Below are 11,864 nucleotides of genomic sequence, written 5' to 3'. Positions count from 1 at the left end.
TTCTGGCTCAGCCGCCGCTGACCGGCGGGATGAAGGCAATCTCGCTGCCGGCGCGGACCGGCTGGTCCCAGCGCGCGAACTCGCCATCGACGGCCACGCGCAGGCGCTCGCTCGGCAAGGCGAAGCCGTGGCGTGCGCGCAACAGGTCGTAGAGTCCGCGCAGGTCGCCGTCGGCGTCTACCGGTTCGCCGGCGACGCCGGCAGCGTCACGCAGGCTGGCGAAATACAGGACGGTGGCCAGGGCCATCAGGTCGCTCCGAAGTCGTGGCGGCCGCCGCGCTTGCCGAGCACCCGTGCCGGGCCCAGCACGATCGCATGCGACAACGCCTTGCACATGTCGTACACCGTCAGCGCCGCCACGGTCGCACCGGTCAGCGCTTCCATCTCCACGCCGGTGCGATGCGTCGTGCGCACGGCGCATTCGACGCGCAGCGTCGTCGCACCCTCCCAGTCGATAGCGATGCGACAGCCGTCGATCGGCAACGGGTGGCAGAACGGGATCAGCTCGTGCGTGCGCTTGACCGCCATCGTGCCGGCGATGATCGCCGTGTCGACGATGCCGCCCTTGGCGCTTTTCAGTCCCGAAGCGCGCAGTTGCGTCGCCACCGGCGCCGGAAAGCGCACCTTGCATTCGGCCCGCGCCTCGCGCGGGGTAACCGCCTTGGCGGAGACGTCGACCATGGCCGGGCGCCCGTCAGGGTCGATGTGGGTGAGCTGCTTTGGCGCTGCTTGCTTTGGCACGACTGTCCTGCTGGCTTTCATTCAACCGCCGATGAGATACATCTCGACATGCCGGCGCGATGCGCCGCGGGCGCCGCGCAGTTCGCTGTAACGGTCGCCGCGATTGGTCCACAACGCGGCCACGCGATCGCGCAACGCCGACTCGCCCTGCTTCAACGCCGGGCGCAGGTCGTGGCCGTCGCCGGCAAACAGGCAGGTGTAGAGCTTGCCGTCGGCCGACACACGGGCGCGATGGCAGTCGCCGCAGAACGGCTCACTGACCGAGCTGACGAATCCAACCTCGCCCTGGCCATCGGCGAACGCGTAACGCGAGGCCACCTCGCCTCGGTAGTTCGCCTCCAGCGCGCGCAATGGCCAGCGCTCCGCGATGCGATCGCGCAGTTCGGCCGACGGCACCACGCGATCGCGCACCCAGCCGTTGCAGGTACCCACGTCCATGTACTCGATGAAGCGCAACACATGGCCGCTGCCACGGAAGCGTTCGAGCAACGGCAGTACCTGGTCGTCGTTGATGCCGCGCTCGACTACGCAGTTGAGCTTGATCGAAGCAAATCCCGCCGCCTGCGCCGCTTCGATGCCGGCCAGCACGTCGGCAATGTCGCCGCGGCCACCGCTCATCTGGCTGAAACGCTCCGGGTCGAGCGCATCGAGGCTGACGGTGATCCGGCGCAGTCCGGCGTCGCGCAACGCCCGCGCCTGCGCGGCCAGCAGCGAACCGTTGGTGGTCAATGCGATGTCTTCAAGACCGTTGATGGCAGCAAGCCGCTCCACCAGCTGCGGCAAGCGCTTGCGCAGCAGCGGTTCGCCACCTGTCAGGCGCAGCTTGTTGACGCCCAGCGCGACGCATCCGCGCACCAGCGTCTCGATCTCGTCGAAGGACAGGCGCGACGCCGAGTCGAAGCCGTAATCGTCCGGCACGCGATCGGCCGGCATGCAGTACGGGCAACGGAAGTTGCAGGCCTCGATCACCGACAGGCGCAGGTCGTGCAGCGGCCGCCCGCGCAGGTCGAGCGGCAGCGGCGAGGTCGCCGGCACGGCGCTCATGACGGTTCCACCTGCATCGCCGTCGGCTCGGCCAGTGCCACGACCTGGCCGGGATGGGCGACGCGGTAACCGCGCGCGGCCAGGACCTCGCCTTCCTCACGGTTGCCGTAGTGGTACAGCAGGCAGCGATCGAGCAATGCCTGCGGGTACTCGCGCTCGAGATCCTCGATGCCGCTGTGCGAAGGATTGCCGTGCAGCGCGCAGTCGTGCGCGATCAGTTCGCCGGCGTCGGCGTAGCGCGCCAGCATCTCCGGGATCGGGCGGGTGTCGCCGGTCCACACCATGCTGCCGTGCAGGCGCAGGCCGTAGGCGGTGTCGGGCCAGTGATGGCGCGTGGGGAACACTTCCAGCCGTACGCCGTCGTGCCAGAACGAGCCACCCACGGGGATGACCTGGAAGGCATCCCAGAAATTCACCCCGCCCTCGGCCAGCGCATTGGGGTAGTCGCCGACGCGCTGGTGCAGCAGCGGCAGCACCGTTGCCGGCACATACAGGCGGACCCGGCCACGACGATCCGGGTCGAAGTAGCTGGACACGAACAGGCGCTCGAAACCGGCGACATGGTCGAGGTGGGTATGGGTGATGTACAGCGCCTGCGGCGCGTCGCCGTAGTAGGCCTGGTAGGCGGTGAGGCCTTCGCCGCCGCAGTCGATGGTCAGCCACGGCAGGCCGTTGCGCTCGATCGTCGCCATGGCCGAGCCGAGCTCGACCGCCGACGCATTGCCGACTCCGTGCAGGCGCAATTGCCAACTCATGCTCAGTAGCCTCGGTCCCAGGCGCGATCGTAGGCCTCGCGCAGGCGGCCGAAATCGCGTTCGACCTCCTCGGCGCTGCGGTTGCCGCGCAGCTTCAGCAGCGACCTCTTGAGGCGGGCGAGATTGCGTTCGCGCCAGCCGGTGGCGGGAATGCGCATGCGGCCGCGATCGAGGTCGATGATCCAGCCTCTACCGGTGGTGGTGAACAAAAGGTTGTGGGCGTTGAGGTCGGCATGGTCGAGACCGGCGCGGTGGGCGCGCGCGATCAGCCGGCCGGCTTCTTCCCAGGGAGCGCCGTCGCCGGCGACACCGGCCCGGTCGGCCAGGCTGCGCACGTCATCCAGGCGTTCGAGCAGGATCGCGGCGCGGTAGAACAGGCCGTCGCGGCGGTAGCAGGCGGCGATCGGACGCGGCACCGGCACGCCCTTCTCGGCCATCGTGCGGGTCAGGCGGAACTCGGCGAAGCTGCGCGTGCTGCCGGCACCCTGCCACCAGTAGCGGTCGCGGCTGACGCGCGCGGCCATGCCGCCGCGCAGGTAGCGCCGCAACAGCGCCGGACCGAATGGCGCGTCGACGAACCAGGCGCCACCGCGTCCACCGCTCTCGACCGGGCGCGCGCGCTGCTCCCAGAACGAAGGTACGAACCACTCCGGGCTCGCTTGCCGCACCCTGTTGCGGTCGAACAGAATGGCTCCGAATCCGCTGTCGTCGCGGAAGGGCGTCAACTCTTCGGTAGCATCGAACCCCGTCATTCCCCGGAGTCTAGCAATTCACGTGCCCCGCAATCTGCCTTCACGCACCGCATGCAGTTCGTCCCTGCCCTCTGTCCACGCGACAGTGAAGCACGAATCTGCCCGCGGCCAGGCCCGGCCCGGCCTGCGGTTTGCCGGTTCGGCTGGAACGTCCGGCGCATGAAGGTCACCGCCCCCGGATCGATCTGCCTGCTGCGCCTGTCGGCGTTGGGCGATGTCACCCATGTCGTGGCACTGGTGCGCACCTTGCAGGCGGCGTGGCCGCAGGTGCGGCTGACCTGGGTCATCGGCAAGGGCGAGCACCGCCTGCTGGCCGGCCTGCCCGGCGTCGACTTCGTCGAGTACGACAAGAACACCGGCCTGGCCGGCATGCGCGCCCTGCATCGAGAACTGCGCCAGCGCCTTGGCGCACAGCGCCGATTCGACGTATTGCTGCAGATGCAGGTCGCCGCACGCGCCAACCTGCTGTCGGCCTTCATCCCGGCGCGGCGCCGGATCGGCTACGACCGCTCGCGTTCGAAAGACCTGCACGGCTTGTTCGTCAACGAGCGCATCCCCGATCGTCCGGGCATCCATGTACTCGACGCGATCGGCAGTTTCTGCGAGCCGCTCGGCCTGCATCAGGACCGCGTGCGCTGGGACCTGCCAGTGCCCGACGAGGCGCGGCAATGGGCGCGCGAGCAATGGCCGCCCGATGGCGTGCTGACGATGCTGGTTTCGCCCTGCTCCAGCCATGCCCAACGCAACTGGCGCCCGGAGCGGCACGCCGCGCTGGCCGACCATGCCGTCGCGCGCGGCTGGCGGGTGGTGCTGTGCGGCGGTCGCAGCGAGCTGGAACGCCAGACCAGCGACGCGATCCTGGCCGCGATGCAACAGCCCGCGCTCGACCTCGTCGGCAAGGACACGCTCAAGCAACTGCCCGCACTGCTTGAACGCGGCCAGTTGCTGGTGACGCCGGACTCGGGCCCCATGCACATCGCCAACGCGATGGGCACCAGCGTGCTGGGCCTGCACGCGGCCAGCAACCCGGCGCGCAGCGGCCCTTACAGCGATCGCAGTTACTGCGCCGACCGCTACGACGATGCCGCGCGCAAGTACCTGGGCAAGCCGGCGGCGGAGTTGCGCTGGGGCACCAAGATCGAGCACGACGGCGTCATGGACCTGGTCACCGTCGACGATGCGATCGCCGCGTTCGAGCGCTACTGCGCCGACCACCTGCCGCCGCACGCGGCCAATGCAAGCATGGAGACGACGTGATGGCCGCCTGGTTCACCGTGGTCGCACCGCTGCTGCCGGAACTGATCCGCGCTGCCCGGCCGATGTTCACCCGCGGCAAGGAGCCGACCCAGATCCCGCAGCAGATCCGCGAACTGCAGGACGCGGTCGACCAGAACCACCAGGCGATCAAGACCCTTGCCGCCGAAATGGAAATGACCCTCACCGCGCTCAAGCAGGCGTCGCTGGAGCTGGAGCGCACCATCGTCGAACTTCGCCAGCGGCAGGCGCTGCAGGAGCAACGCCTGATGCGGGTACAGATCGCGGCGGCGGTGGCCGCAACGGTGGCGGCGCTGTCGTTCGCGGTGGCCGCCTACGCGCTGGCCACCTGATTTCGCGCTGGCCCCTAATTTCGCGTAGGAGCGAGCTTGCTCGCGATCCGCCCTTCCGCTGCGTCAAGGCAGGTCGCGAGCAAGCTCGCTCCTACAAACAACGGTTACGGCGCCGCGCCGGTCTTGTAGTCCTCGTACGACTTCTCTTCGACGTACGACGAGCCCAGGGCGAGGTTGATGTCCTTCTTGATGCGCGCGCGCTCGTCGTTCTCGAAGTAGACGCTGCGGGCCAGGCGCACGAACTCCTCGTCGAAGGCCTGCGCCTTCTCCTTGATGCGGATGTCGTCCTCGATCACCCACAGGCGCTCGTTGACCGCCTTCAGCGCGGCGCGCAGGCGGGCGATGTCCTTGCCGGCGGCCGGATGCGCCATCCAGGTCTTTTCCAGCGCGGACAGTTCATTGCGGACGTTGGCCAGCTTGGCGGGGTCGCTCATGCGCTCGGACTTGATCTGCAGGATCGCGATCTTGTCGAGCAGTTCGCCAAAGGACACCGGGACCAGGATTTCGGACATGACGCTGCCGTTCGTTCAGGGGAGCAATAGTGTAGCCGGCCGGTCGTGGCGCTCACTGGTGCTTGCCGCCGGCGCGCAAGCCCCGTAGAATTCCCGGCTCGCTGCACCACCCGGAGAGGTGGCAGAGTGGTTGAATGTACCTGACTCGAAATCAGGCGTACGTTTATAGCGTACCGGGGGTTCGAATCCCCCCCTCTCCGCCAGATTCACGCAAACGCCCCCTCGTGGGGCGTTTTGCGTTTCGGGGCCGTTGACGGCGAAAACCGGACCATCTCGTCGCCGTTGCGCCAGCCTGCCGGATTCCTCCTTGCCTCGCGGCCGCTCCGCCACGATCATTCCGTTATCCGCCATCAAGCACCAAGACAGCGACCGGCATGATCGACGCATGATCGAATTCGGACACCTCACCCACGTCGGCCTGCGCCGCGAGCTCAACGAAGACACCTACTACGGTGACGGCGAGCTGGGACTGTGGCTGGTCGCCGACGGAATGGGCGGGCACGAATACGGCGAGGTCGCCAGCGCACTGGCACGCGAGACCATCGTTCGCGAAATCCGCGACGGCACGCCGCTGGCGCAGGCGATCCGCATCGCCGACGAAGAGATCATCCGCACCTCCAAGCGCCGCAACGACGCGTTGCCGATGGGCACGACCGTGGTCGCCGCGCGCATTGCCGGCAATCGCTTCGAAGTGGCCTGGGTCGGCGACAGCCGCGTGTACCTGTGGCGCGAGGGTCACCTGGCGCAGCTGTCGCAGGATCACAGCTATGTGCAGGAGCTGATCGCCACCGGTGCGATCACCCATGAACAGGCGCGCAGCCATCCGCACCGCAATGTCGTGACGCAGGCGCTGGGCGTGACCGACCCGCGCAACCTGAACGTCGAGACCATGACCGGCGAACTCAAGCCCGGCATGCAGCTGCTGCTGTGCAGCGATGGCCTGACCGAGGAAGTCGACGACCGCGGCATCGCCCGCGTGCTGGCGCAGGACGACTGCAGTGCGCAGGAGTGCGTGGATTCCCTGGTGGCCGCCGCGCTCGATGGCGGCGGTTCCGACAACGTCACCGTGATCCTGGTCCGCCACCACTGACGTCGGCCGGTCAAGTCCTGTTCTGTCATCCCGAGCGCAGCGAGGGATCTGATTTCCGCGCCGGAACAGTAGGTCCCTCGCTACGCCCGGGACGACATCGGGCTTGTTCAGCGTTGCCTTAAGCCGGTTCGAGTTCCGCTTCAGCCCCGGCAACCACGGTGAACTGGTCCCAGACGCACTTGCCGGCCTTCTTGCGCAGTTTTTCCAGCCGCGCTTCGTGCGCGGCCAGTTCGTCCGCGGCCACCTGCACGCGCGGACGAGCCGCCGCCGGGTCGGTGCGGAAACTGACCACCTCGACCTGCGTGCCGGCGACATCGCTGGCGAAGCCGATCTCCTCCTGGCCGGAGGTCAGCGCGAGGTAGACCTCGGCGAGGATCTGCGCGTCGAGCAGCGCGCCGTGCAGCTGGCGATGCGAGTTGTCCACGCCCAGGCGCTTGCACAACGCATCGAGCGAGTTGCGCTGGCCGGGAAACCGCTGCCGCGCCATCAGCAGGGTGTCCTCGACGTTGCAGCGTTCGCGCAGGCCGCCGTACTGCGAGCCCACCAGGCGCAGCTCGTTGTCGAGGAAGCCGACGTCGAAGGCGGCGTTGTGGATGATCAGTTCGGCGCCGTCGATGAAGGCGATGAACTCTTCGACAACGTCGGCGAACACCGGCTTGTCGGCGAGGAAGTCCAGGGTCAGCCCGGTGACTTCCTGCGCGCCCTGCTCGAAATCGCAGTCCGGCTTCAGGTAGACATGAAAGGTGCGGCCACTGGGTCGGCGCTCGATGTATTCCACGCAGCCGATTTCGACCACGCGGTTGCCGCGCTCCCAGCTCAGGCCGGTGGTTTCGGTATCAAGGATGATCTGCCGCATCGGCGCCATTCTCACACGTTCGCCGCTCGCCCGGACAGGCGACGCGACGCGACCGGTGCAGCCACCGCCATCAGCGGGCCACCGCCGAACTGCCGCGCAGGCGCTGTGCCTGCAGGCGTGCGAGCACGTCCACGCGCTCGTTGTCAGGATCGCCGGAATGGCCCTTCACCCACTTCCACTGGATCGAGTGGCGCTGCGCCGCCGCGTGCAGGCGTTCCCACAGGTCGCGGTTCTTGACCGGGTCGCCGCCGGCGGTCTTCCAGCCGCGGCGGACCCAGTTGCCGATCCACTCGGTGATGCCCTGGCGAACGTATTGCGAGTCGGTGTGGAGGATTACGTCGCAGGGTTCGCTGAGCGTTTCCAGCGCCATGATCGCCGCCATCAGCTCCATGCGATTGTTGGTGGTGTCGGCCTCGCCGCCGGCGACCTCGCGCTCGCGCCCGCGAAAGCGCAGCAGCGCGGCCCAGCCGCCGGGGCCGGGATTGCCCAGGCAGGCACCGTCGGTGTGTATTTCGACCTGCTTGCGCTCGACCTGCTTGCGTGCGTCGGTAGTGCTTGCGTCTGAATTCATCGCGGCATTATCGCCGCATTGCACCGTCGCAGGGCACGGTTCGCCCGCGACTTGCCAACAACGTCGCCGCCTACACCTGGCTCCATCGCAGATTGCGCAGTGGCGTCGGCGGGATCAGCGCATGCACGCGCTTGTTGACGGTCAGCGCGATGCCCGCTCGCAGGCGATCGGACGCGCCGACGCCGACTTCGCCATGGGCAACGCGCCAGTGCGGCCCCAGCCATTGCAGGCTGACCGTGTCGACGGCAAACCCGGTCCGTCGCAACGCCGATTGCCAACCGCCTGGATCGCGCGCATGCAGGCCGGTGCGCGCCCAACGCGCGCGGTACGGACTCCACGGATTGAGCGCCGCCAGCCACAGCGTGCCGCCGGGCATCAGCATCCGTGCGCACTCGTCCAGGACCAGGTCGATCGCGAAGCCGTCATCGAGGGCGTGCTGGAGCAGGATCGCGCCGAAGGCCTCGCTGGCGAAGGGCAACGGCAGCCGGCAACGGACCCCGCCGTCGAAGCCGGCACCATTGCGACGCAGGGCCAGACCGCGGCCTTCGGCGATCTCGGGCGCGGTGGCCCCGCGGACCCCGAACCACGCCCAGGGGGTCGCCGGAGGCCGCGAGGCCAGCACCCGCGCCATCGCCGCTTCCTGCACCGCCAGCAGGCCCTGCCCGGCCTCGCTGCTGAACCAGGCCAGCGGCACATGGGCCGGGTCTGGTTGACGGGGATGGGAAGGCAGGGGCATGGTCTGGGCCGGATTTGGGTCGAGCGGGTCGTTGGGTCGGGGCGCGATTCGCGTCCGTCGATTGTGCGGCACGCCCGTGTCTACCAGGCAAGCCTCGAGGATCATTGCGCATGCGCCTGCAGGCCCTGCCCGCCCTGAGCGACAACTACATCTGGATCTGCGCGGCCGACGACGGCTCGCGCGCCCTGATCGTCGACCCCAGCGAAGCCGCGCCGGTCCTGGCCGCGGTCGACGCCGGGCTGCAGCCGGCCGGAATCCTGCTGACCCACCACCACCACGACCACATCGGCGGCGTCCCCGCCCTGCTGGAGCGCTGGCCGCAGCTGCCGGTGATTGCCCCGGTCGATGACCGCATCGCCACGGCGACCCGGCGCGTCGGCGACGGCGACCGCTTCGAACTGGCCGGCTGGCAATTCGAGGTCATCGCCCTGCCCGGCCATACCCTCAGCCATGTCGCCTACGTCGGCCACGACCTGCTGTTTTGCGGCGACACCCTGTTCAGCCTTGGCTGCGGGCGCCTGTTCGAGGGCACCCCGGCGCAGATGCACCATTCGCTTTCGCGCCTGACCGCCCTGCCCGGGCAGACCCGGCTGTGTTGCGGACATGAGTACACGCTCTCAAACGCCGCCTTTGCCCGCGTGGTAGAACCCGGAAACCCGGCGCTGACGCGTCGCACCGAGGATGCCCAGACGATGCGCCAGACCGGTCAACCGACCCTGCCCAGCACGATCGCCAGCGAACTGGCGGCAAACCCATTTCTTCGCGTCGACAGCGCCGAGGTTCGCGCCGCGTTGCAGCGGCAGTCCGGCCAGGCCCCGGCCGACAGCATCGAAGCATTCGCCGCATTGCGGCGCTGGAAGGACGGATTCGTCGCGTGACCTGCGCCCGCCCGTGGCGCCGGCTGGCGGCCGGTCTGTTCCTTGGTGGCGTTCTGGCGCTGCCGGCGCTGGCGCAGGACACCGCGAACCAGGCGCAGGACGCGGCCACGCCCGCCGAATCGACCACCCGCAACGGTCGCGAGATCTATGAAGCGTTCCGCAGTGGCCTGGCCGAGCCCGAGTGCGAGGCCGGCGGCGTCTCCCCACGCTGGCGCCAGCATTTCGCCACCGCTCCCAAGCGGCTGGCGGCCGACGACGACCTGTTGCCGCTGTTCGGCTACGTCGTCGACGCCCTGCGCCAGGCGCACCTGCCGACCGAGTTCGCGCTGATCCCATTCGTCGAGAGCGGCTATCGCCCCGGCGCGCGCAGCCCGGCCGGCCCGGCTGGCTTGTGGCAGATGATCGCCATCACCGCGCGCAACCATGAAGTGCCCATGCGCAGCGGTTACGACGGCCGCCTGTCGCCGGTCGATTCGACCACGGCCGCGGTGCGTTACCTCAAGACGCTGCATGGCATGTTCGCCGGCGACTGGCGGTTGGCGGTGATGGCCTACAACGCCGGCGAGTACCGCGTGATGGGCGCACTCAAGCGCAGCGGCCAGGTCGCGCGCGATGCCAATCCGGAACAACTGATCGGCCTGTCCGACATCACCCAGGCCTACGTGCGCAAGCTTCACGCCTTGTCCTGCCTGATGGAGCAGGCCGACGACCGCGAGGAATGGCTTCGCCAGCTCGACCGACCCGTGCCGCGGCTCCAGGCCGTGACGCTGCCGGCCGAGATCAAGCGGATCGACCAGTGGGCGGCCCGGACCGGCCAGGACAGCGATCAGCTCAAGCGCCTGAATCCGGTCTACGCCGACGGCATCGACACCCGCCCTGCCCGGCTTCTGGCGACAGCGATACCGGTGGCGCCGGTCGATGCGGTCGCCTCGGCAGTGCCGATTGATGCGGTCACAGCCCCTTCGTCCGGCGACCCGTCGGCGTCTGCCCAGCCTGCCGCGTCACGCAAACACACCGTCAAGCGTGGCGAGAACGCCTCGACCATTGCCCGACGCTACGACGTCCGTGTCGCCGACCTGATGCAGCGCAACGGCCTGGGTGCCGGTGCCGTGCTCAAGCCAGGCCAGTTGCTGGTCATCGACCCGCTCGGCGGCCAGGGCAACCGCGTCCCGAGCGAGGCCGGCTCGCCCTGACAGCAGCGCCGACCCTACGCCGCCGCATCGTCAAACCGCGCGCGGCGTGCTCGGCAAGCATCCCCCAGAGGCGGCTACACTAGAGTCTTTGCTCGACCGCGCTACGCTCACGCGCTGCGGTCATCATCATCAGAAAGGAACGGCTCATGGGTTTTCTGCAAGGCAAGCGTGCACTGATCACCGGCATCGCCAGCGAGCGCTCGATCGCAAGCGGCATCGCCGAGGCCATGCACCGCGAAGGCGCGCAGCTGGCGTTCACCTATCAGAACGAGAAGCTCAAGTCGCGCGTGGAGTCGGCCGCCGCCGAGTACGGCAGCAGCATCGTCCTGCCGCTCGACGTCAGCGATGACGCACAGATCGCCGCCTGCTTCGAGCAGCTCGGCCAGCAGTGGAGCGACGGCTTCGACATCCTCGTCCACGCCATCGCGTTCGCACCGCGCGAGGCCATTGCCGGCCAGTTCCTCGACGGTCTGACCCGCGAGAATTTCGCCATCGCCCACGACGTGTCGTCGTACTCGCTGTCGGCGCTGTCCAAGGCGGCGCGGCCGCTGATGAAGGGCCGCAACGGTTCGATCCTGACGCTGAGCTACCTCGGCGCCGAGCGCGCGCTGGTCGGCTACAACCTGATGGGCGTGGCCAAGGCCAGCCTGGAGGCTTCGGTCCGCTATCTCGCCTGCAACCTGGGTCCGGAAGGCACTCGCGTCAACGCGATCTCCGCCGGTCCGATCAAGACGCTCGCCGCCGCCGGCATCGCCGGTTTCCGCAAGATCCTCGGCCATGTCGAGGAGAACGCACCGCTGCGTCGCACCGTGACCATCGAGGACGTCGGCAATGTCGCCGCCTTCCTGTGCTCGGACCTCGCCAGCGGCGTCACCGGCGAAGTCACCTACGTCGATGCCGGCTACAACATCCTGGGCATGACGGGGATCGGCAACGACTGATCTGTCGCGGAAATACGCCAGAAAAAGCCCGGCAGTTGCCGGGCTTTTTTTGTGTGTTGAAGCAACGTCCATGGGTTCCCGCCTTCGCGGGAATGACGAGCATAAGAGCAACGTCGCTGGGTCCCCGCCTTCGCGGGGATGACGGTCTTCTTTAGCCCCTCTCCCGCTTGCGGGAGAGGGGTTGGGGT

At 68.4% G+C, this 11,864-nt stretch carries 15 protein-coding genes and 1 tRNA gene; 7 read left to right on the top strand and 9 right to left on the bottom strand.

Features of this window, described 5'->3' with window-relative positions:
- Positions 1-7: 7 nt before the first annotated feature.
- From AC3A3X_RS09225 to AC3A3X_RS09205, 5 genes are read right to left on the bottom strand one after another with little or no spacing between them, the layout of a single operon-like run.
- Entirely contained in the window at positions 8-250 is a 243-nt protein-coding gene (locus AC3A3X_RS09225; protein ID WP_487582835.1) for a MoaD/ThiS family protein, read from the bottom strand.
- Positions 247-741, bottom strand: a complete 495-nt coding sequence (gene moaC / locus AC3A3X_RS09220; RefSeq protein ID WP_487582734.1) for a cyclic pyranopterin monophosphate synthase MoaC — start codon at positions 739-741, stop codon at positions 247-249. The genes AC3A3X_RS09225 and moaC overlap by 4 nt, the downstream gene beginning before the upstream one ends.
- A gap of 21 nt (positions 742-762) precedes the next feature.
- Positions 763-1,785: a GTP 3',8-cyclase MoaA gene (gene moaA, locus AC3A3X_RS09215; protein ID WP_487582733.1), complete on the bottom strand. Its 1,023-nt coding sequence runs from the start codon at positions 1,783-1,785 to the stop codon at positions 763-765.
- Entirely contained in the window at positions 1,782-2,540 is a 759-nt protein-coding gene (locus tag AC3A3X_RS09210; protein WP_487582732.1) for an MBL fold metallo-hydrolase, read from the bottom strand. Before AC3A3X_RS09210 ends, moaA begins: the two co-directional genes overlap by 4 nt.
- A gap of 2 nt (positions 2,541-2,542) precedes the next feature.
- Positions 2,543-3,292 (bottom strand): 3-deoxy-D-manno-octulosonic acid kinase, encoded by a 750-nt coding sequence (locus AC3A3X_RS09205; protein WP_487582731.1) that lies wholly within the window; start codon positions 3,290-3,292, stop codon positions 2,543-2,545.
- A 159-nt stretch (positions 3,293-3,451) separates the two neighbouring features.
- Here AC3A3X_RS09205 and AC3A3X_RS09200 point away from each other — a divergent pair, with 159 nt between their 5' ends.
- Both AC3A3X_RS09200 and AC3A3X_RS09195 read left to right on the top strand, forming a co-directional pair.
- Positions 3,452-4,549, top strand: coding sequence for a glycosyltransferase family 9 protein (locus AC3A3X_RS09200; RefSeq protein ID WP_487582730.1), 1,098 nt, complete (start codon positions 3,452-3,454; stop codon positions 4,547-4,549).
- On the top strand, positions 4,549-4,899 hold the full coding sequence (locus AC3A3X_RS09195) for a hypothetical protein (protein WP_487582729.1): 351 nt from the start codon (positions 4,549-4,551) through the stop codon (positions 4,897-4,899). Before AC3A3X_RS09200 ends, AC3A3X_RS09195 begins: the two co-directional genes overlap by 1 nt.
- A 104-nt stretch (positions 4,900-5,003) precedes the next feature.
- On the opposite strand, the gene AC3A3X_RS09190 is transcribed toward AC3A3X_RS09195, so the two are convergent.
- Positions 5,004-5,411: a DUF6165 family protein gene (locus tag AC3A3X_RS09190; protein ID WP_487582728.1), complete on the bottom strand. Its 408-nt coding sequence runs from the start codon at positions 5,409-5,411 to the stop codon at positions 5,004-5,006.
- Positions 5,412-5,523: 112 nt separating this feature from the next.
- Here AC3A3X_RS09190 and AC3A3X_RS09185 point away from each other — a divergent pair.
- Together AC3A3X_RS09185 and AC3A3X_RS09180 are read left to right on the top strand one after the other, a co-directional pair.
- Positions 5,524-5,614, top strand: a tRNA-Ser gene (locus AC3A3X_RS09185).
- 182 nt (positions 5,615-5,796) lie between these two features.
- The gene (locus AC3A3X_RS09180; protein WP_487582727.1) at positions 5,797-6,501 is read left to right on the top strand and encodes a PP2C family protein-serine/threonine phosphatase; all 705 of its coding nucleotides are present in this window, start codon (positions 5,797-5,799) and stop codon (positions 6,499-6,501) included.
- A gap of 118 nt (positions 6,502-6,619) precedes the next feature.
- On the opposite strand, the gene dnaQ is transcribed toward AC3A3X_RS09180, so the two are convergent.
- The 3 genes from dnaQ to AC3A3X_RS09165 form a co-directional block, all read right to left on the bottom strand.
- Positions 6,620-7,357, bottom strand: a complete 738-nt coding sequence (gene dnaQ, locus AC3A3X_RS09175; RefSeq protein WP_487582726.1) for a DNA polymerase III subunit epsilon — start codon at positions 7,355-7,357, stop codon at positions 6,620-6,622.
- Between the two features lie 70 nt (positions 7,358-7,427).
- Positions 7,428-7,928 carry a ribonuclease HI gene (rnhA, locus tag AC3A3X_RS09170; protein ID WP_487582725.1) on the bottom strand — a complete coding sequence of 167 codons (501 nt, stop codon included), beginning with the start codon at positions 7,926-7,928 and terminating at the stop codon, positions 7,428-7,430.
- A gap of 70 nt (positions 7,929-7,998) precedes the next feature.
- Positions 7,999-8,664: a hypothetical protein gene (locus tag AC3A3X_RS09165; protein ID WP_487582724.1), complete on the bottom strand. Its 666-nt coding sequence runs from the start codon at positions 8,662-8,664 to the stop codon at positions 7,999-8,001.
- Between the two features lie 110 nt (positions 8,665-8,774).
- Between AC3A3X_RS09165 and gloB the strand changes: the two genes are divergently transcribed.
- The 3 genes from gloB (at position 8,775) to AC3A3X_RS09150 (ending at position 11,676) form a co-directional block, all read left to right on the top strand.
- Positions 8,775-9,542 carry a hydroxyacylglutathione hydrolase gene (gene gloB / locus AC3A3X_RS09160; protein WP_487582723.1) on the top strand — a complete coding sequence of 256 codons (768 nt, stop codon included), beginning with the start codon at positions 8,775-8,777 and terminating at the stop codon, positions 9,540-9,542.
- The gene (locus tag AC3A3X_RS09155; protein ID WP_487582722.1) at positions 9,539-10,735 is read left to right on the top strand and encodes a lytic transglycosylase domain-containing protein; all 1,197 of its coding nucleotides are present in this window, start codon (positions 9,539-9,541) and stop codon (positions 10,733-10,735) included. Before gloB ends, AC3A3X_RS09155 begins: the two co-directional genes overlap by 4 nt.
- Positions 10,736-10,881: 146 nt before the next feature.
- Positions 10,882-11,676, top strand: coding sequence for an enoyl-ACP reductase FabI (locus AC3A3X_RS09150; protein WP_487582721.1), 795 nt, complete (start codon positions 10,882-10,884; stop codon positions 11,674-11,676).
- Positions 11,677-11,864 lie beyond the last annotated feature (188 nt).

The organism is Lysobacter sp. Soil_N_23 (assembly GCF_057656135.1).
This window is presented reverse-complemented; position numbering and strand designations above follow the sequence as displayed.

Bases quoted from the DNA above. Each gene is read 5' to 3' on its own strand.
- AC3A3X_RS09190 (WP_487582728.1), bottom strand. From the start codon at position 5,411: ATGTCCGAAATCCTGGTCCCGGTGTCCTTTGGCGAACTGCTCGACAAG.
- AC3A3X_RS09165 (WP_487582724.1), bottom strand. From the start codon at position 8,664: ATGCCCCTGCCTTCCCATCCCCGTCAACCAGACCCGGCCCATGTGCCG.
- gloB (WP_487582723.1), top strand. From the start codon at position 8,775: ATGCGCCTGCAGGCCCTGCCCGCCCTGAGCGACAACTACATCTGGATC.
- dnaQ (WP_487582726.1), bottom strand. From the start codon at position 7,357: ATGCGGCAGATCATCCTTGATACCGAAACCACCGGCCTGAGCTGGGAG.
- AC3A3X_RS09180 (WP_487582727.1), top strand. From the start codon at position 5,797: ATGATCGAATTCGGACACCTCACCCACGTCGGCCTGCGCCGCGAGCTC.
- AC3A3X_RS09205 (WP_487582731.1), bottom strand. From the start codon at position 3,292: ATGACGGGGTTCGATGCTACCGAAGAGTTGACGCCCTTCCGCGACGAC.
- AC3A3X_RS09150 (WP_487582721.1), top strand. From the start codon at position 10,882: ATGGGTTTTCTGCAAGGCAAGCGTGCACTGATCACCGGCATCGCCAGC.
- moaA (WP_487582733.1), bottom strand. From the start codon at position 1,785: ATGAGCGCCGTGCCGGCGACCTCGCCGCTGCCGCTCGACCTGCGCGGG.
- AC3A3X_RS09195 (WP_487582729.1), top strand. From the start codon at position 4,549: ATGGCCGCCTGGTTCACCGTGGTCGCACCGCTGCTGCCGGAACTGATC.
- AC3A3X_RS09200 (WP_487582730.1), top strand. From the start codon at position 3,452: ATGAAGGTCACCGCCCCCGGATCGATCTGCCTGCTGCGCCTGTCGGCG.
- AC3A3X_RS09210 (WP_487582732.1), bottom strand. From the start codon at position 2,540: ATGAGTTGGCAATTGCGCCTGCACGGAGTCGGCAATGCGTCGGCGGTC.
- rnhA (WP_487582725.1), bottom strand. From the start codon at position 7,928: ATGAATTCAGACGCAAGCACTACCGACGCACGCAAGCAGGTCGAGCGC.